Below are 17,592 nucleotides of genomic sequence, written 5' to 3'. Positions count from 1 at the left end.
GACTGTGCAGGCCCGGCAACGACGAAGGAATGAGCCGTATGAGTTCGATCGCTGGTGTCGCAATCACCGACTCGACACCATTGTCCCGCATCGCCGCCGCCACCGAGGGGCTCGAATCACCTTTGGCTGCAGTCGATTCGACGGCTCTCGATGCCAACGCATCGGCGCTGCTAGCGCGAGCGAACGGGGTCCCCATCCGGATTGCGAGCAAGTCGGTGCGGTGTCGGGCAGTGCTCGATCGGGTTCTCGCGAGCGAGGGCGTGCGTGGGGTCATGGCGTACTCGTTGCCCGAAGCCGTGTGGCTGGCACGCAACGGCGTCGACGACATCGTGATGGGATACCCGAGCGTCGACCGCACCGCGCTCGCCGAGGTCGTCAACGATCGGGTGCTCTCGGGTCGTGTCACCTTGATGGTCGACGATCTCGCACAGCTCGAGATCGTCCGTGAGGTAACCGACAGCGAGTTGCTCAAGCCGCGCATCTGCATCGACGTCGATGCCTCGCTGCGGATCGGGCCGCTGCACATCGGGGTCAGGCGTTCGCCGTTGCGCGAACCCGAGCAGGTCGCTGCTTTCGCGCGGGCAGCGCGATCACGTGGGTTTCGGGTGGTCGGTCTGATGTTCTACGAGGCGCAGATCGCCGGTGTCCCCGATTCCAATGTCGCGATGGAATTGATGAAGTCGTTCTCTGCTCGCGAGATCTCCACGCGCAGAGCTGCGGTGGTCGAGGCGGTGACTGCTGCGATCGGCCCCATCGAGATCGTCAACAGCGGGGGCACTGGTTCGATCGACTTCTCTGCGGCAGATCCGGCCGTCACCGAGGTCACGGCAGGATCGGGCCTGTTCGCGCCGACGCTGTTCGATCGGTATCGCGCGTTCTCGGCCGAGCCCTCGCTGTTCTTCGCCCTGCCTGCGGTGCGTAAGCCCACCCCGCAGATCGCCACGTTGTTCGGCGGTGGATACATCGCCTCGGGGCCCGCGTCGGCGTCGAGATCACCTCGTCCGGTCGCGTGGTCGAGGAAGGTCGCAGGAGTGGTGACATCGGGTCTGAAGTTGCTGCGCAACGAGGGCGCGGGCGAGGTGCAGACTCCGGTGAGTGGGGCCGAGGAGGTGCAGATCGGTGATCGCGTCTGGTTTCGACATGCGAAGGCGGGCGAGTTGTGCGAGCGGTTCGACGCACTGCAGCTGGTGCACGCGGACGGATCTGTCGAGGCGGTACCCACCTATCGTGGCGAGGGAATGGCTTTCGGCTGAATTCCGTTCTGGCACAATGCCATGAAGGTTCCGAGGGTGCTCAGTCCGGTCGGCGTCGACGGTAGGTACTGCGTCAAGGCTCGCGATCGGATCAGTATGGCGGCCCACTGACCACGGGAGACCGCGACATTGAGTCTGTTGCGCGAGAGCAGAAATCCCATGCCCCGCGGAACATCCTCGATCGCCGATGCTGCCATCGAGATCAGTACCACCGGGGCTTGTCGGCCCTGAAATTTGTCGACGGTGCCCACCGAGACGTCGCCGAGTCCCGCAGCTGCGAGTCGTTCGACGATGACGGCGACCTGAGCGTTGTAGGCCGCGACGACCAGGAAGTCGGTCTGTTCCATCGGCCGGGATCCCTCGAAGGACTGGGGGTCGCTCCACCGTCGGCCCAGCAGGTCCTGCACTCGGGCAACGATCTCGTCGGCTTCCTCCACCGAATCGGTGGAGTTTCCATGATGGTCGAGATAGACGATGTGCAGGCCGGGCTCGAGAGCATCGAGTGAACGTGCCTGTGTCACAGTGCTGTTGGACTCGAGTTTGCCCTCGTACGACAATGCCGAGACGGGTGCACACAGATCCGGATGCATCCGCCACGTCGTCGCGAGGAAATAGCCGCGGTCGGCGGGCAGCGTCGGGTGGCCGTCGGTGATCCAGCCGAGCGCCGACTCGTCCACGGGTTCGGGATGGGTGCCTTGGCTGACCTGTGGCAGCTGCGCCGGATCGCCGAGCAGCAACAGATTGCGGGCGGAGACCGAGACGGCGATGGTGTTGGCCAGAGAGAACTGTCCCGCCTCGTCGACGACGAGTAGATCCAGGGCCCCGGGCGGTATCCGGCCCGGGTTGGAGAAGTCCCAGGCGGTGCCGCCGATGACGCACCCTGCCTCGGCGTCGGTGACGAAACGAGAGTAGTCCGAGGGGTCCACGACTGTGTGGGCAGTCGGGGCCTTCTTGCCCACTCGGGCCGGGTCCACTCCGGCCGCCACGACGGTGTCCAGCAGATTGTTCACCACGTGGTGCGACTGGCCGACGACGCCTATTCGCCAGTGATGAACATCGACCAATTCGGCGATCACCCGCGCTGCGGTGTAGGTCTTCCCGGTTCCGGGCGGCCCCTGCACGGCTACGTAGGAGTTGTCCAGATCGAGCAGCGCAGCGGTGACCGCAGTGGCATAGTCGCTGCCCTGCACCGCGGGGAGGCCGTTCCCGGAGCGAGTTCGGGGCGCAGAGGAGGTCAGCAGATCGGCGACGGCGGTGCGCGGCAGCTGCGGCAGGGCGGTGCTGACCTCGCCGGCAACTCCGGCGATGGCCTCTTCGAGATACTTGGTGGCAGGCGGCGGCTCCGGTGCGGTCGCGATGGGGAAGTCGATGTACGCGTCCACACCCTTGCGCAGGTTCTCCTGCACCACGACCATGTCCAAGGGGCCCTCGTAGCCGGTCTCGACGATCTCCACCGACGTGGTCGCCCGATGGTTCGGCTGCTGCTTCGGTAGTCCCTCGGGGGCGGGATCGGCATACAGCAGTTTGACCTTCGCGCCCGAGAGTGCACCGTTGCTCAGATGCCCCAGCAGCTTGATCTGTCGACGCAGTACCCGTTGCGTCGGCGCTGTCTTCATCCAGTCGTGCACCAGTTCTGCGCGTTCGACTTTCAACACCTCTGCCGCGTCGGCCCACTCGTCCAGGGGTTGGGTGAGGCGATCGAAGTGCGCCCACCAGAACGGCTTTCGCTCGCGCCGGTGGTAACCGATGGCGCCGGAGAACAGGGCGACGGCCTGCTGGGTCGGGGTGCGGTCCCAGGCCAGTCCTGCGTATTCGGCGAGCGCATGTTCGAGCGGACTCGCGCTGTCGCCAGCGCGCTCCTGGGGCGCGAGCTGCTGATCCGCTCGCGGTGCCACACCGGCGTCCGCCGCTCGGTCGAGCAACCAATCACGCAGTCGCAGAGTCGATTCACAGTCGGTCCGGTTGTACTCGGCGATGTCTGCGAGCAACGCCGCGGCCTCGGCCGTCTTGCCCTGGTCTCGTAGATCGCACCAGTTCGCGTATTCGACGATCGACGCAGCCGCGTCGGTGACGTCTCCGTCACGGGCCGCGGGCATGTACAGGGGTTCGAGCTTCTTGATGCTGTAGGACCTGGCCCCGATGCGCACCGCGGATCGCACGACGGGATACAGGTCCACCAGAACGTTGTCTCGCAGTAGGTCGTCGACGGCGTCCTCGCCTACTCCGTGCCGACCGGCCAGGCGCAGCAGCGCGGTCTTCTCGTACGGCGCGTAGTGGTAGACGTGCATGTTCGGGTAGGCCGCGCGACGGGTGGTCACGTAGTCGAGGAACTCGATCAGGGCGCGGCGTTCCTGGGCGCGATCGTGCGCCCAGAACGGGAGGAAATCACCGTCGGCGGTGTAGACACCGAAGAGGTACTCGAGTCCCCACTCCGGGAGTCGAGCCCGCGGTACGCCCTCAGGTGCCGAACTGCCGGTCTCCGCCCACAGCGGGTCGCCCTCGAAATCGAAGAAGATGTCGCCCGGATCGGGCTCGGGGATCACGCCGAGGGCCTCGGCGTCGAAGATTTCGAATTCGGGGTTGCCGCTACGTTCCTGGCGCACCTGCAACTCGGCCTGCGCTCGCAGATTCGTGATCGTGCGGCTGGAGATTCCGTCCACCGTCCCGGTCGAGGCGGCGAGCTCGTCGACGGTGGTGATTCCCGCGTCGAACAGTTTCTCCCGTGTGCTCACGCGCATGCCTGCGACGAGAACCAGGTCGCGATGGAGCTCGACTTCGACGGTGCAGGACGCACACTGTCCGCAGCCGGAGTAGCGCGGATCGAACCAGTCGACCACTGTGCCTTCGGCGTGGTGTTCGTCGAGGATGTGCTGCAGATGGTCGCGAGACTGGCGATAGACCGGAAGGATCTCGGTCAGAGAGTGTGCGGAGTCGCTCCCGTCGCCGAGCATCAGGTGGGCGGTCTCGCTCGGGGTGATGCCGCCGGCACGCAACGCATCGGCATAGGCCGCCAGCTGCAGCAGCGCAGGCACTTTCGCGTGCCGCGACAGTTTGGTGTCGTAGACCGCGTAGCCGGATCCTTCGGCCACCAGGAAATCGCAGAAACCCAGGAATCGACCGTCGAAGAACGTGGCTTGATACAGCACGGGGGTACGAGCGGTCAGGGCGGTGAACGTCGCCCACGAGGCATCGGCCATCTCCTGCGCAGTGCGACCCGGTCGCTCCATCGTCAGTACGCCACCGGGGTAGCGCTGCTCGAATGCGTCGAGCTGACGGCGTTCGTGCTCGAATCCGAGGGCAGAGGTGCGGTCGAGCATCGGATCGGGCTCGGCCACTGTGCGCGGGAGCAGTCCGGTCAGCCCGTCCAGCCTGCGCAGCAGCCCGAATTCGCAGGACGCTGCCGCCGCCAGATCGCTGGCGCTGTAGATGACCCGATCGCCGAGGAGGAACACAAGCGCCAACCCTAGCCATCGGTGGATGCGGCACCGGTCACGTTGTTCGCGGAAGCGGCCACGAGAAGGCAAAATGATCGAATGCCATTTTTCGACGGAGCCACCGGTGCTGTCCATTACCGAAACTGGACTGTTCCCGATGCTCGTTTCGGTCTCGTCTTCTTGCACGGTCTCGGTCAGAACAGCGGCCACTATCACCGCTTCGCCCGGATCCTCAACGGTCGCGGAGTGGATGTGTGGGCCGTCGATCACGTCGGTCACGGCCTCACCGAGGGAGAGTTGCTCGATGCGGCCCAGATTCCGGGCCTCGCACAGAATGCGCTGCAGTTGCTCGACATCGCCGAGGCCGAGCATCCCGAGTTGTCGTTCGCGCTGATGGGCCATTCATTGGGCGCTGCGACGGCCATCGCAGCTCTCGGTGCGCACCCCGAGGCGGTCCGCTGTGCCGTGCTGTGCGGCACCCCGAAGTCCGTGACCGGTTCGGCCGACGATCTGACAGACAACGTGATTCCGATTCTCGCCGTGCACGGCGTCGACGACCGGTTGGCTCCGGTCGACGCGGTGCGTGACTGGATCGCCGGTGTTCCCGACGCATCTCTGCAGGAGTTCGACGACGGTGGTCACGACTTGTTGCACGAGAAGATCCACCTGAAGGTGACGTTGGCGGTCGCGGAGTTCCTCGACGACCACATGTCCTGAAGCTCGACAACGACAAGGGCCCGGCGATACGCCGGGCCCTTGTCGTTCGTGTGAGCGATCTAGGAGTAGATGGCCTCGATGTCATTGCCGCGCTCGGCGTGAATGATGTTGCGCTTGAGCTTCATCGTCGGGGTGAGCTCGCCGGTCTCGACGGTGAAGTCGTTCTCGAGGATCGTGTACTTCTTGATCTGCTCGGGGCTGGAGACCTTCTTGTTGGCCTCCGCGACGGCCTTGTCGATCTCGGCTACCAGATCGGCATTCTTCGACAGTTCCGCGAACGGGACGTCGGCGGCGAGCCCGTGTCGTTCGAGCCAGCCCGGCAGCGCCTCGGCGTCGAGGGTGATGAGGGCACCGATGAACGGCTTCGCGTCGCCGACCACGAGGCACTGACTGATGATGGCGTTGGCGCGCAGGGCATCCTCGAGCACCGCGGGGGCGACGTTCTTGCCGCCTGCGGTGACGATGATCTCCTTCTTGCGGCCGGTGATCGAGACGTAGCCTTCCTGATCGATCGCGCCGAGATCACCGGTGTGGAACCAGCCGTCGACGATCGCCTCGGATGTGGCCTTGTCGTTGTGCCAGTAGCCGCTGAAGACGACCGGTCCCTTGAGCAGCAGTTCGCCGTCCTCGGCGACCTTGACCGCGTGGCCGTTGATCGGCTTGCCGACGGTGCCGACGCGCTGTTCCTTGGTGGTGTTGACGGTGACGGCCGCGCTGGTCTCGGTCAGTCCGTATCCCTCGTAGACCGGTACGCCTGCACCGCGGAAGAAGTGGCCGAGGCGAGCACCGAGTGGGCCGCCACCGGACACTGCGCGTTCGCAGTTGCCGCCGAGGGCCGCGCGCAGCTTGGAGTAGACGAGCTTGTCGAAGACGGTGTGCTTGAGGTTCAGTAGCAGCCCGGCGCCGCCCTTCTCCTGCGCCTCGCTCCATTCGATGGCCGTCGCGGCGGCCTTGTCGAAGATGCTGCCCTTGCCGCCGTCGTGCGCTTTCTGCTTGGCGGAGTTGTAGACCTTCTCGAACACGCGCGGTACCGAGAGGATGAAGTCCGGCTTGAACACGGCGAACTGCTCCACCAGGGTCGATACGTCCGAGGTGTGGCCCACTGTTGCTTTGGACTCGAATGCTCCGAACGAGATGGCGCGGGCGAACACGTGCGCCATCGGGAGGAACATCAGGGTGCGGTTGCCCTCCTTCATCGAGTCGTGCAGAGCGATCTGGGTGGCCTGGACCTCGGCGTAGAAGTTCGAGTGCGTCAGCTGGACGCCCTTGGGGCGGCCGGTGGTACCCGAGGTGTAGATCAGTGTCGCCGGTGATTCGGCGGTGACCTGGTGCCGACGCGCATGCAGGTCCTCGTCGCTGACCCCCGCGCCGCGGCTGGTCAGCTCGTCGATGGCTCCGGCGTCGATCTGCAGCACCTCACGCAGGTCCTTGGCACCCTTGGTGACCTCGTCGAGGTTCGAGGCGTGCGCCGCAGTCTCGACGACGAGCAGCTTGGTGGCGGAGTCCTCGAGAATCCACTGGGCCTGGTCTGCGGAGGAGGTTTCGTAGATCGCTACGGTGCATCCTCCTGCGGTCCAGATGGCGTAGTCGAGGACGACCCACTCGTACCGGGTCGCGCTGAGGATGGCGACGCGGTCGCCGAGTTCGACGCCGGAGGCGATCAGACCCTTGGCCACTGCGGCGACTTCCTTGGCGAACTGGGCCGCGGTGACGTCGGTCCAGTTGCCGTCGACGAGTCGCTGGAACGGTACGAGATTCGGCGATTCCTTTTCGTACCGGAATACGGTGTCGGCCATGGACGCGTCGTCGGGAATGGTGAACGACGCCGGCACAGAATATTCGCGCACTGCTGGACCCCTTACGGATAAATAGCGTGGTAGTTGTGCATTTCATCACACCCGAGTCCGTAACGCATCACCGAGGTTGTCCGGTTTGTGTATTTCTTCGGCCGATTCGGAGCGATGTGAGTGTGACTGGGAGTACAACCTAACTGTGCGTAGTCGACCATCTCCGTGGGGGCAGATGTGTGAGGGCACTCGCATCCCGCGTTCGAGGACGCCGTTTTCGTCACCTGATCAGCGCAGAAGGAGTCGAAGCGGCCTGGCAGGTACTAAACTCGGTTGCATATGAGCACTTCAGAATCTGATCAGGATGCCGCCGTGACGTCTGACGAGACGAGTTCGCCCTCACCGGGGTCGGCTCCCGTCGTCGACGGTGAGGACATCACCTTTGTCGATCTCGGAATAGACGAGCGGGTCCTGAAGGCCCTGCGTGATGTCGGGTACGAGACCCCCTCGCCCATCCAGGCGGCCACGATCCCGCCGTTGATGTCGGGCAACGACGTCGTCGGCCTCGCACAGACCGGAACCGGCAAGACCGCCGCGTTCGCGGTACCGATCCTGTCGCGTCTGGATGTCTCACGTCGGGTGCCGCAGGCGCTGGTGCTGGCGCCGACTCGTGAGTTGGCGCTGCAGGTCGCCGAGGCATTCGGTAAATACGCCACCCACATTCCAGGTCTGCACATTCTGCCCATCTACGGTGGCCAGGCGTACGGCATCCAGCTCTCGGGCCTGCGTAAGGGTGCTCAGATCATCGTCGGTACGCCGGGCCGCGTCATCGACCATCTCGAGAAGGGCACGCTCGACCTGTCCGGCCTCGAATACCTGGTGCTCGACGAGGCAGACGAGATGCTGAAGATGGGATTTCAGGAGGATGTCGAACGCATCCTCTCCGATACTCCCGAGTACAAGCAGGTCGCATTGTTCTCGGCCACGATGCCTGCTGCGATTCGCAAGATCTCCAAGCAGTACCTGCACGACCCGGTGGAGATCACCGTCAAGACGAAGACGTCGACGGCACCGAACATCACCCAGCGCTACGTCCAGGTGGCACATCAGCGCAAGCTCGAGGCGCTCACTCGAATCTTCGAGGTCGAAGAGTTCGAGGCCATGATCATGTTCGTGCGCACCAAGCAGGCCACCGAGGAGCTCGCAGAGAAGCTGCGCGCGCGAGGGTTCTCCGCAGCGGCGATCAACGGCGATATCGTGCAGGCGCAACGCGAGCGCACCATCGGTCAGCTCAAGAACGGCCAGATCGACATCCTGGTGGCTACCGACGTGGCCGCCCGCGGTCTCGACGTCGACCGCATCTCGCACGTCATCAACTACGACATTCCACACGACACCGAGTCGTATGTGCACCGCATCGGTCGTACCGGCCGTGCAGGCAGAGCCGGTCAGGCACTGCTGTTCGTTGCACCGCGTGAGCGGCACCTGCTCAAGGCGATCGAGCGCGCGACACGGCAGCCGATCACCGAGATGCAGTTGCCCAGCGTCGACGACGTCAACGCCCAGCGCGTGACGAAGTTCAAGGACTCCATCACCGAGAGCCTGGGCAACGAGAATCTGGCGCTGTTCCGACGCCTGATCGAGGACTACCAGCGCGATCACGACGTGCCCTTGGTCGATATCGCCGCAGCACTGGCCATCCAGTCTCGCGACGGCGAAGCGTTCCTGCTCAAGCCGGAACCGCCTGCCCCGCCGCGCGCGCCTCGCCAGCCGCGGGAACCTCGTCCGCCGCGCACGTTCGACGAGGATGCGGCCAGTTCGCATCACCGTAAGACGGGGCAGCAGATGGCCACCTACCGCATCAGCGTCGGCAAGCGGCATCACGTCGCCCCCGGTGCGATCGTCGGTGCCATCGCCAACGAGGGCGGTCTGCGTCGAAGCGACTTCGGACACATCAGTATTCGACCCGATCATTCGCTGGTCGAGCTTCCGGCCGATCTCGCCGACGAGACCGTCGAGGCATTACGCCGCACCCGGATCAGTGGCGTGTTGATTCAGCTGCAACCCGACACGGGTCCTCCCGGCCGCAGCGGCGGACCTCGCGGCGGAAAGTTCAAGGGGAAGCGCTAGCTGCACTCCGGCTCGTAGCCTCCGACGGTCCTCGACCGATCCGAGGATCGAACCCGGCATCGGCGTTTGGTGGACGAGGCCTCGGGTATCTGCCATCGCATGACCACCGTCACACTCCGTGTCAATGGGGCCGATCGCGAGTTCGATTGCGACACCCGAACCACCTTGCTCGACGCGCTACGCGAGAATCTCGATCTGATCGGTGCCAAGAAGGGCTGCGACCACGGGCAGTGTGGTGCCTGCACGGTTCTGGTCGACGGTCGGCGGATCAACAGCTGCCTGACGTTCGCGATCGCCCAGCACGATCGCGAGATCACCACCGTCGAGGGGCTGGCCGACGGAGACACACTGCATCCCGTGCAGCAGGCGTTCGTCGACCGCGATGCGTTCCAATGCGGATACTGCACCTCGGGGCAGATCTGCTCAGCGGTCGCGGTGATCGAGGAGGCGAAGCAGGGTTGGCCGAGCGCGGTCACCGATGACCTGGAGGCCACCGACATCGACCTCGATTCCGGGGAAGTGCGTGAACGTATGAGCGGCAACCTCTGTCGGTGCGGTGCCTACGCCAATATCGTTCCGGCCGTCCAGGACGCCGTCTCGTGAAAACCTTCGAATACGAGAGCGCCACCGCAGTCGACGACGCCCTCGCCCGCTTGGCCGAGGACGAACACGCCATGGTGCTCGGCGGAGGAACCAACCTCGTCGACCTCATGAAACTCGGTGTCGCGCACCCGGGAACGCTGATCGACGTGACGCGCCTGCCGATGCACGACATCGAGACGGTCGACGACGGTTCCCTGCGCATCGGTGCGGCCGTGACCAACAGTGATCTCGCCGTGCATCCGTTGGTCCGTCAGCGCTATCCGGTCCTCGCGCGCGCGGTGCTCTCCGGTGCCTCGGGCCAACTCCGCAACATGGCCACCACCGGCGGAAACCTGTTCCAGCGCACCCGCTGCGTGTACTTCATGGATGCTTCCAAGCCGTGCAACAAGCGTGAACCCGGCTCGGGCTGCCCGGCGCGGACGGGTGAGCACCGAAACCTGGCAATCCTGGGTGCCTCCGAGTCCTGCGTGGCAACCCATCCCTCCGATATGGCAGTCGCGCTCTCGGCGCTCGATGCGCGCGTGGTCGTTCAGAGCGTCGATGGTGAGCGCGTTCTGGCAATCGACGACTTCTACCGACTCCCCGGCGACGAGCCGGAGCGCGACAACACCGTCGGACGGGACGAGATCGTCACGGCCATCGACATCCCGAAGCCTGCCGCCGACGCCCACTCCACGTACCGCAAGGTGCGCGATCGGCAGTCCTACGCATTCGCGGTGGCGTCGGTCGGCGCGGTGCTCGATGTCGAGGACGGGATCGTTCGAGGAGTGTCCATTGCGCTGGGCGGCGTCGCACACAAGCCGTGGCGGGCGCGCACGGCCGAGCACGCACTGCTCGGCACCGCCGCTGAGGAGGCCTCGTTCAGACGGGCGATCGGTCTCGAGTTGGAGACTGCGGAACCGCTGCGAGACAACGCTTTCAAAATTCCACTGGTGACCAATCTCGTGGCTCGCACACTCGTGGAACTGACCGAGACCGGCGCACGCACAGAACGGGGAGACCGGTCATGACCGCATCGATCGGACAGTCGATTCGCCGCACCGAATCGATCGCGAAGGTCACCGGTCGAGCCCGGTATGCAGCGGAGCAGCCGCCGACCGTCGGGCAGCTGTACGCCTGGTACGTGCCCGCGAAAATTCCCGCAGGCACAGTCGAGCACGTCGAACTGGACGCCGATACGGACACCTATCCTGTCCTGTGGCACGGCAACACCGAGAAGCTCGGCGAGCTCGAGGACGCCGAACTGCATGTGCTGCAGTCGAACACCGTCGCGTACCGCGGCCAGATCGTGGCCGTCGTCATGGCCGATACCCTCGACGCCGCCCGAGCGGCCGCCGCCCGGGTGCAGGTGCGTTACGGCGATGTTCGTGCCCCCGACAACACCCTCACCGCCGATCACGCCGCGCTGTACGCACCCGAGTCCGTCAATGCCGGGTTTCCCACCGATGTCACCGTCGGCGATCCGGACAGTGCACTGGAGACGGCCGAGCACGTCGTGGACAACTGGTACTCCACGGCCCCGATGCACAACAGTGCGATGGAGCCACACGCCACCACCGCGCACTGGTCCGAGGGCGTGCTGACGGTGTGGGATTCGACGCAGGCACCGTCCGGAGTCCAGGGCGATCTGGCCACGGCATTCGGCCTGGAGCCGGAGAATGTTCGCGTGATCGCCGAGAACGTCGGCGGCGGATTCGGAGCGAAGGGCAGCACGCGTCCCAACGCGGTACTGGCTGCGCTGGCCGCGAGGGCGACTGGAAAGACCGTCAAGCTGGTGCTACCACGGCAGGCGTTGTTCGATCTGGTCGGCTACCGCACGCCGACGCTCAATCATGTTCGTCTCGGCGCTGATTCGACGGGGACGTTGCAGGCGATCACGCACGACTCCTTCCAGCAGACCAGCACCATCTTCGAGTTCTGCGAGCAGACCGCCGAATCCAGTAGACACATCTACGCGTCCGCGAACCGTCGCACCACCCACCGCCTGGCGCCCCTGGACGTGGGGACACCGCGGTGGATGCGGGCACCGGGCGAGGCGCCGGGCATGTTCGCGGTCGAGACGGCGATCGACGAACTGGCCGCGATCACCGGCATCGATCCGATCGAACTGCGCATTCGCAACGAGCCGGACCTCGACCCCGCCAGCGGCAACGAGTTCAGCTCGCGCAGTGTTGTGCAGTGCCTTCGCGAGGGAGCGGAGAAGTTCGGCTGGGAGCGTCGTCAGGCCGATCCCGGTCAGCGCCTCGAGGGCCGGAAGCTGATCGGAATGGGGGTGGCCACGGCGAGCTATCCGGTGCTGATCTCGCCCAGTACCGCCTCCGCGCGAGTGCAGCAGGACGGCACGATCACGGTGTCCGTTGCTGCCACGGACATCGGAACCGGTGCGCGCACCGTGCTGCGGCAGATCGCAGCCGATGCCCTGGGGGTCGATGCAGACACTGTCACCGTCGAACTCGGTGACAGCGCTCTACCGACCGCTCCCGGAGCAGGTGGATCCTCGGGTACCTCGTCATGGGGCTGGGCGGTCACCAAGGTGTGCCGTGCGTTGAAATCTCAGGGGCCGTACGCTCCGGGCAACTCCGCCGATGCCGATACCACCGACGACGTCGAAGGCCAGAAGGAGCTGGCGCGCATGGCGTTCGGCGCACAGTTCGCCGAGGTCGCGGTCGACATCGACACCGGTGAGATCAGGGTCCGAAAGATGCTGGGAGTCTTCGGCATCGGCGCGGTCATGAATCCTTCTCTGGCACGGTCTCAACTGATCGGCGGCATGACGTTCGGGCTCGGGATGGCGCTGATGGAGAACGGCGTCGTCGATCACGAGTTCGGCGGATTCGCCAATCACGATTTCGCGGAGTACCACATCCCGGCATGTGCGGACGTCACCGAACTCGAGGCCGTCTGGGTCGAGGAAGTCGATACCGAGCTCGCGCCGATGGGAGGCAAGGGAATCGGTGAGATCGGTACCGTCGGGTCGCCTGCGGCCATCGGTAACGCGGTCTACAACGCCACCGGGGTTCGGGTGCGTGATCTGCCGATCACACTGGACAAGGTGCTGCCGCACCTCTAGCCGGGCTACGCCAAGATCCGCTGCAGGAACTGCCGTGTCCGGGGCTCGGTCGGGTTCACCAGCACCTGGTCCGGCGTGCCTCGTTCGAGGACGACGCCGTTCTCGATGAACAGCACCTGATCGGCGACCTGCTGGGCGAACCGGATCTCGTGGGTGACGATCACCATCGTCCAGCCTTCGGCGGCAAGGCCTTTGATGACCGAGAGAACCTCGCCGACCAGTTCGGGATCGAGCGCGGAGGTGGGCTCGTCGAAGAGCATCAGCTTGGGACGCAGAGCGAGAGCTCTGGCAATTCCGACGCGTTGCTGTTGGCCACCGGAAAGCTGGAACGGGTACTGGTCGGACTTGGCGTCGAGACCGATCTGGTCGAGGATCGCATGAGCGTCGCGGACGGCGTCCTCCTTCGCGCGTTTCTGCACGACGACCGGTCCTTCGATGATGTTCTGCAGCACCGTCTTGTGTGGAAAGAGGTTGTGGCTCTGGAACACCATGCCGCTCTGAGCACGAAAGTGTCGCAGCTGTGCGGCATCGACGGGTTGGGCGAAATCCACCGACACCTCGCCGATTCGGATGACTCCCGAGTCTGCCCGGTCGAGTGCATTGAGGGAACGCAGCACCGTGGTCTTGCCCGAGCCGGACGGGCCGATGATGACGGTGACGGTGCCGGAGGGCACGGTGAACGAGATGTCTTCGAGTACCTCGAGTTCGCCGAACGATTTGTTCAGTGCGGATACTTCCAGCAGGTCTGTCATGTGGCCACGTACCTGTCGAGTCGGACTTCGAGCTTGCCTTGGAAGAACGAGAGAATGATGCAGATCACCCAGTAGTAGAGAGCCGCGACGGAGTAGAGCGTGAAGAAGTCGAAGGTCGGGGCTGCGGCGAGCTGAGCGACGCGCAGCAGTTCGGTCACCAGAATCGTCGATGCCAGTGAGGTGTCCTTGACCAGCGAGATCAGTGTGTTCGACAGTGGGGGTACCGCAGTACGGAGGGCCTGCGGAAGCACGATGCGTTGCAACGTGGTTCGGTAGCCCATCCCGATGGTCTGGGCGGCCTCCCACTGGCCCTTGGGCACGCTCAGAATCGCGGCACGAATGACCTCTGCGGCGTAGCCGCCGACATTCAAGGAGAACGCCACCACCGCGGCCGGGAACGGCGAGATCACGATACCGAACTGTGGCAGCCCGTAGAAGATGATGAACAGCTGCAGCAGTAGGGGAGTACCGCGGATGATCGAGACGTAGAACCGGGCGACCGCAGCGAGTGGCTTCATCGACGAAATGCGTGCCAGCGCAACCGCCAAGGCGATGACGAGCCCGATCACGAAGCTGATCGCGGTCAGCGGAATGGTCATCGTGACGGTGGCTTTGAGCATCGGCCACAGATTGTCGAGAACCAACTGCATCTTCGAAGGAGCGGTCGACGCAGCCTCGTCACCGACCGGGGCCGCAGTGTCCGCGGTGGGTGCGGCGACATCGCTGCCGAAGTACTTCCGCGAGATCTCGGCGAGAGTGCCGTTCTCCCGCAAGGTGTCGATCGCGGTGTCGACTTCGCCCATCAGCCCACTGTTCTTGCGGGCCACGAACGATTGCAGCGTCGTGTCTCCGGTATCGGCCGCGATTTTCACGCCGGTGTCGCCGGTCTGCTGAAGGTACTCGGCGATGGCGAGCGAGTCGTTGACGGTGGCGTCGACGCGTCCGTCCTTGACGAGAGTGACGGCCTGAACGAATCCCTCGACGGCCTCGACGTTCGCGCCTGCGTTCGCGGCGACCTCGGCCCAGTTGCTCGTCGACGATTGCGCTGTGGTCTTGCCTGCCAAGTCGGCCAGCGAGGTGATGGTGGTGTTGTCTGCGGCAGTGAGGATCTGGCCCTGCGACACCGTGTAGGGCTTGGACAGGTCGTACGCGGATTGTCGAGCGGGAGTGATCGAGACCTGATTGGCGATGAGGTCGAATCGCTGCGACTGGAGGCCGGCGAAGATCGAGTCGAACGGGGTCTGCACGAAGTCCACGCGCACGCCCAATTCGGCACCCACCGCGTCGATCACGTCGATGTCGTATCCGGTGAGTTGCCCGTCCGCTCCCTGATAGCTGAACGGGCTGTACGTGCCCTCGGTGCCGACCACCAGCACGCCCTCGTCCCGCACGCGGTCCAGTAGCGACTGCGAGGACGAACTGCATCCGGACAACCCCAGGATGCCGATCAGGATCGCGACCAGAGCCAGGGTCGATCTGCGCACCATTTGCGCCTGCTTTCGCTGTATTGACGAGTGGAGAAAAACCTACCCGTCGATCTCCAACTCCGCTGACACCACCACGGTGTTGTTCATCGGCAGCGCGGCCACCCCGAGTGCGGTGCGTGCATGAGCGCCGATCTCGGGGCCGAAGACGGCCAGCACCAGATCCGAGAAGCCGTTGACGACCGTGGTGGTCTGGGTGAAGCCGTGATCGGCGTTGACCGACCCGGTGACGGTGAACCACGCACTGATTCGATCGAGGTCGCCGACGGCACGGGCGACGCTACCGAGCAGCGCCAGCGCCGTATCGCGCGCGGCGTCGGTGGCCGCATCGAGACTCACCTGTGACGGGACGGCACCGAACGGGCCCGCGAGAGTGCCGTCCGGTGCCAAGGGAGAATGCCCCGAGGCGAATACGCGGTTGCCGCGCACACGTGCCCACTCGAAGGAGAACTCGAATCCCGGGGGTGCGGTCGGTTCACCGGGCAACGTGAAGCCGAGTTCGGTGATGCGGCGTTCGATCTCCATGAACGAAAATCCTGTCAGACCACAACACCGTTGATGGTGCGAACGGTCCAGCGGATACCGTCGTGTTCGAGGGTCGAGACGCCGGCATTGAGAATGCGCGGTGAGTGTCGGCGACGAATCGAGTCCAAGATCGCCCGGATGACGCCCCCGTGTGCGACGGCGACCACTGCCGAATCGGGATGCAGGGAGGCGATCTCGTCGACCGCGCGCACACCCCTGAGCATCAGATTCGAGCGCGGCTCCAAACCGGGGTATCGACCGTCGGGCCAGTGCGAATAGGCATCCCAGTCCGTGAATCCCTCGGCCTCGCCGAAGTGCCGTTCGGCCAGATCGGGGAATTCGGCTGTTCGTGTCAGGCCTATGTGAGCACCGATGATGTCGGCGGTTTCCGCTGCTCGGATCAGCGGTGAGCTGACAAGCTGGTCCCAAGGCCGGTACGCGAGTTCGTAGCCGGCCTCACGGGCCTGAGCGCGGCCGGTGTCGTTGAGAGGAATGTCCGATGAGCCTTGCAGACGCCCGTGCAGATTCCAGTTCGTTTCGCCGTGCCGAACCAGCGCCAGAAAAGTCATAGTGAGCGGAGAATATCCCACAGTTACCTGGGAGTACGGTCGATACGAAGATACGCGAACGAGCACGGAGGATTGTCGATGAATCTTGCCCTGACAGAAGAAGAGGCCGCGTTCCGCGACGAGATGCGGACGTTCTTCACCACGAAGATCCCTGCCGAGATTCGCGAGAAGAACGCGACGGGCCAGGAGTTGAGCAAGGACGACGTGGTCACGACCATGCGGATCTTGAACGAGAACGGCCTGGCGGTGCCGCATTGGCCCGCGGAGTTCGGCGGCCGGGACTGGACCGCAGTACAGCGTCACATCTGGCTCGACGAAATGCAGCTGGCATCGGTGCCGGAGCCGCTGGCGTTCAACGCCTCGATGGTCGGCCCGGTCATCGCGACGTTCGGCTCCCAGGAACTCAAGGAAAAGTTCCTCCCGAAAACGGCGAACCTCGACATCTGGTGGTGCCAGGGCTTCTCCGAGCCCGAGGCCGGATCGGATCTCGCCTCGCTCCGCACCACCGCAATTCGCGACGGCGACGATTACATCGTCAACGGGCAGAAGACATGGACCACGCTCGGTCAGTACGCCGACTGGATCTTCGCACTCGTACGCACCAACCCGGACGCGCCGAAGAAGCAGGCCGGAATCTCGTTTCTGCTCATCGATCTGAGCACCCCCGGCATCGAGATGCGGCCGATCAAGTTGGTCGACGGCAGTGTCGAGGTCAACGAGGTCTTCTTCGACAACGTCCGCGTTCCGGCCGAGAACCTCGTCGGCGAGGAGAACCAGGGTTGGAGCTACGCCAAGTTCTTGCTCGGTAACGAGCGCACCGGAGTCGCCCGCGCCGGACACACCACGGTGCGGCTGGGACAGGCGAAAAAGCATGCCGCGCAGACGAAGGTCGGCACCGGCACGCTGCTCGAGGATCCGTTGTTCGCGGCGAAACTGGCCGAGGTGGAGAACGAACTGCTCGCTCTGGAGCTGACCCAGCTGCGGATGGTGTCCAGCTCGGACGACGGCAAGCCGAACCCTGCGTCGTCCATCCTCAAGTTGCGAGGATCGGAGTTGCAGCAGGCCACCACCGAATTGCTGATGGACATCGCCGGACCCGACTCGCTGCCGTACGAGGCAGGCGATGACATCGAGAGCGACGGGTGGGCACAGCGATCCGTACCGAATTACCTCAATTACCGCAAGGTCTCGATCTACGGTGGCTCGAACGAGGTTCAGCGCACCATCATCGCCTCGGCGATCCTCGGACTGTAAGGGAGCATCTGAAG

General features: G+C 64.6%; 13 protein-coding genes. 7 read left to right on the top strand and 6 right to left on the bottom strand.

The window, feature by feature from the left end; all coding sequences use genetic code 11:
* Positions 1-38: 38 nt before the first annotated feature.
* Positions 39-1,253, top strand: a complete 1,215-nt coding sequence (locus ACOQFP_RS13010) for an alanine racemase (RefSeq protein ID WP_421584548.1) — start codon at positions 39-41, stop codon at positions 1,251-1,253.
* On the opposite strand, the gene ACOQFP_RS13005 is transcribed toward ACOQFP_RS13010, so the two are convergent.
* Complete coding sequence (locus ACOQFP_RS13005) at positions 1,223-4,705, bottom strand: TM0106 family RecB-like putative nuclease (protein ID WP_421584547.1); 3,483 nt, start codon at positions 4,703-4,705, stop codon at positions 1,223-1,225. The genes ACOQFP_RS13010 and ACOQFP_RS13005 overlap by 31 nt on opposite strands.
* A gap of 81 nt (positions 4,706-4,786) precedes the next feature.
* Between ACOQFP_RS13005 and ACOQFP_RS13000 the strand changes: the two genes are divergently transcribed.
* A complete protein-coding gene (locus ACOQFP_RS13000) occupies positions 4,787-5,404 on the top strand; it encodes an alpha/beta hydrolase (protein ID WP_206490275.1) in 618 nt (205 codons plus the stop codon).
* A gap of 59 nt (positions 5,405-5,463) precedes the next feature.
* Here the strand turns inward: ACOQFP_RS13000 and ACOQFP_RS12995 are convergent, their stop codons facing one another.
* Entirely contained in the window at positions 5,464-7,251 is a 1,788-nt protein-coding gene (locus ACOQFP_RS12995) for a long-chain fatty acid--CoA ligase (RefSeq protein ID WP_341243918.1), read from the bottom strand.
* 279 nt (positions 7,252-7,530) lie between these two features.
* Between ACOQFP_RS12995 and ACOQFP_RS12990 the strand changes: the two genes are divergently transcribed.
* The 4 genes from ACOQFP_RS12990 (at position 7,531) to ACOQFP_RS12975 (ending at position 12,994) form a co-directional block, all read left to right on the top strand.
* Positions 7,531-9,321: a DEAD/DEAH box helicase gene (locus ACOQFP_RS12990; protein ID WP_241256970.1), complete on the top strand. Its 1,791-nt coding sequence runs from the start codon at positions 7,531-7,533 to the stop codon at positions 9,319-9,321.
* Positions 9,322-9,420: 99 nt separating this feature from the next.
* Positions 9,421-9,924 (top strand): 2Fe-2S iron-sulfur cluster-binding protein, encoded by a 504-nt coding sequence (locus ACOQFP_RS12985; RefSeq protein ID WP_206490277.1) that lies wholly within the window; start codon positions 9,421-9,423, stop codon positions 9,922-9,924.
* Positions 9,921-10,934 carry an FAD binding domain-containing protein gene (locus tag ACOQFP_RS12980; RefSeq protein ID WP_421584546.1) on the top strand — a complete coding sequence of 338 codons (1,014 nt, stop codon included), beginning with the start codon at positions 9,921-9,923 and terminating at the stop codon, positions 10,932-10,934. The genes ACOQFP_RS12985 and ACOQFP_RS12980 overlap by 4 nt, the downstream gene beginning before the upstream one ends.
* Positions 10,931-12,994 carry a xanthine dehydrogenase family protein molybdopterin-binding subunit gene (locus ACOQFP_RS12975; protein WP_421584545.1) on the top strand — a complete coding sequence of 688 codons (2,064 nt, stop codon included), beginning with the start codon at positions 10,931-10,933 and terminating at the stop codon, positions 12,992-12,994. The genes ACOQFP_RS12980 and ACOQFP_RS12975 overlap by 4 nt, the downstream gene beginning before the upstream one ends.
* A 5-nt stretch (positions 12,995-12,999) precedes the next feature.
* Here the strand turns inward: ACOQFP_RS12975 and ACOQFP_RS12970 are convergent, their stop codons facing one another.
* Genes ACOQFP_RS12970 through ACOQFP_RS12955 form a run of 4 tightly spaced genes read right to left on the bottom strand, consistent with a single transcriptional unit; the run spans position 13,000 to position 16,324 of the window.
* On the bottom strand, positions 13,000-13,746 hold the full coding sequence (locus ACOQFP_RS12970) for an amino acid ABC transporter ATP-binding protein (protein WP_274610940.1): 747 nt from the start codon (positions 13,744-13,746) through the stop codon (positions 13,000-13,002).
* On the bottom strand, positions 13,743-15,233 hold the full coding sequence (locus ACOQFP_RS12965) for an ABC transporter permease subunit (protein WP_206490283.1): 1,491 nt from the start codon (positions 15,231-15,233) through the stop codon (positions 13,743-13,745). Before ACOQFP_RS12965 ends, ACOQFP_RS12970 begins: the two co-directional genes overlap by 4 nt.
* Before the next feature lie 39 nt (positions 15,234-15,272).
* Positions 15,273-15,755 carry a RidA family protein gene (locus ACOQFP_RS12960; protein WP_421584544.1) on the bottom strand — a complete coding sequence of 161 codons (483 nt, stop codon included), beginning with the start codon at positions 15,753-15,755 and terminating at the stop codon, positions 15,273-15,275.
* Positions 15,756-15,769: 14 nt separating this feature from the next.
* Positions 15,770-16,324 carry a histidine phosphatase family protein gene (locus ACOQFP_RS12955; protein ID WP_206490287.1) on the bottom strand — a complete coding sequence of 185 codons (555 nt, stop codon included), beginning with the start codon at positions 16,322-16,324 and terminating at the stop codon, positions 15,770-15,772.
* Between the two features lie 78 nt (positions 16,325-16,402).
* Here ACOQFP_RS12955 and ACOQFP_RS12950 point away from each other — a divergent pair, with 78 nt between their 5' ends.
* Positions 16,403-17,578 carry an acyl-CoA dehydrogenase family protein gene (locus tag ACOQFP_RS12950; RefSeq protein WP_206490289.1) on the top strand — a complete coding sequence of 392 codons (1,176 nt, stop codon included), beginning with the start codon at positions 16,403-16,405 and terminating at the stop codon, positions 17,576-17,578.
* Positions 17,579-17,592 lie beyond the last annotated feature (14 nt).

Source organism: Rhodococcus sp. MALMAid1271 (genome assembly GCF_049195265.1).
Taxonomy (GTDB): domain Bacteria; phylum Actinomycetota; class Actinomycetes; order Mycobacteriales; family Mycobacteriaceae; genus Rhodococcoides.
This window is presented reverse-complemented; position numbering and strand designations above follow the sequence as displayed.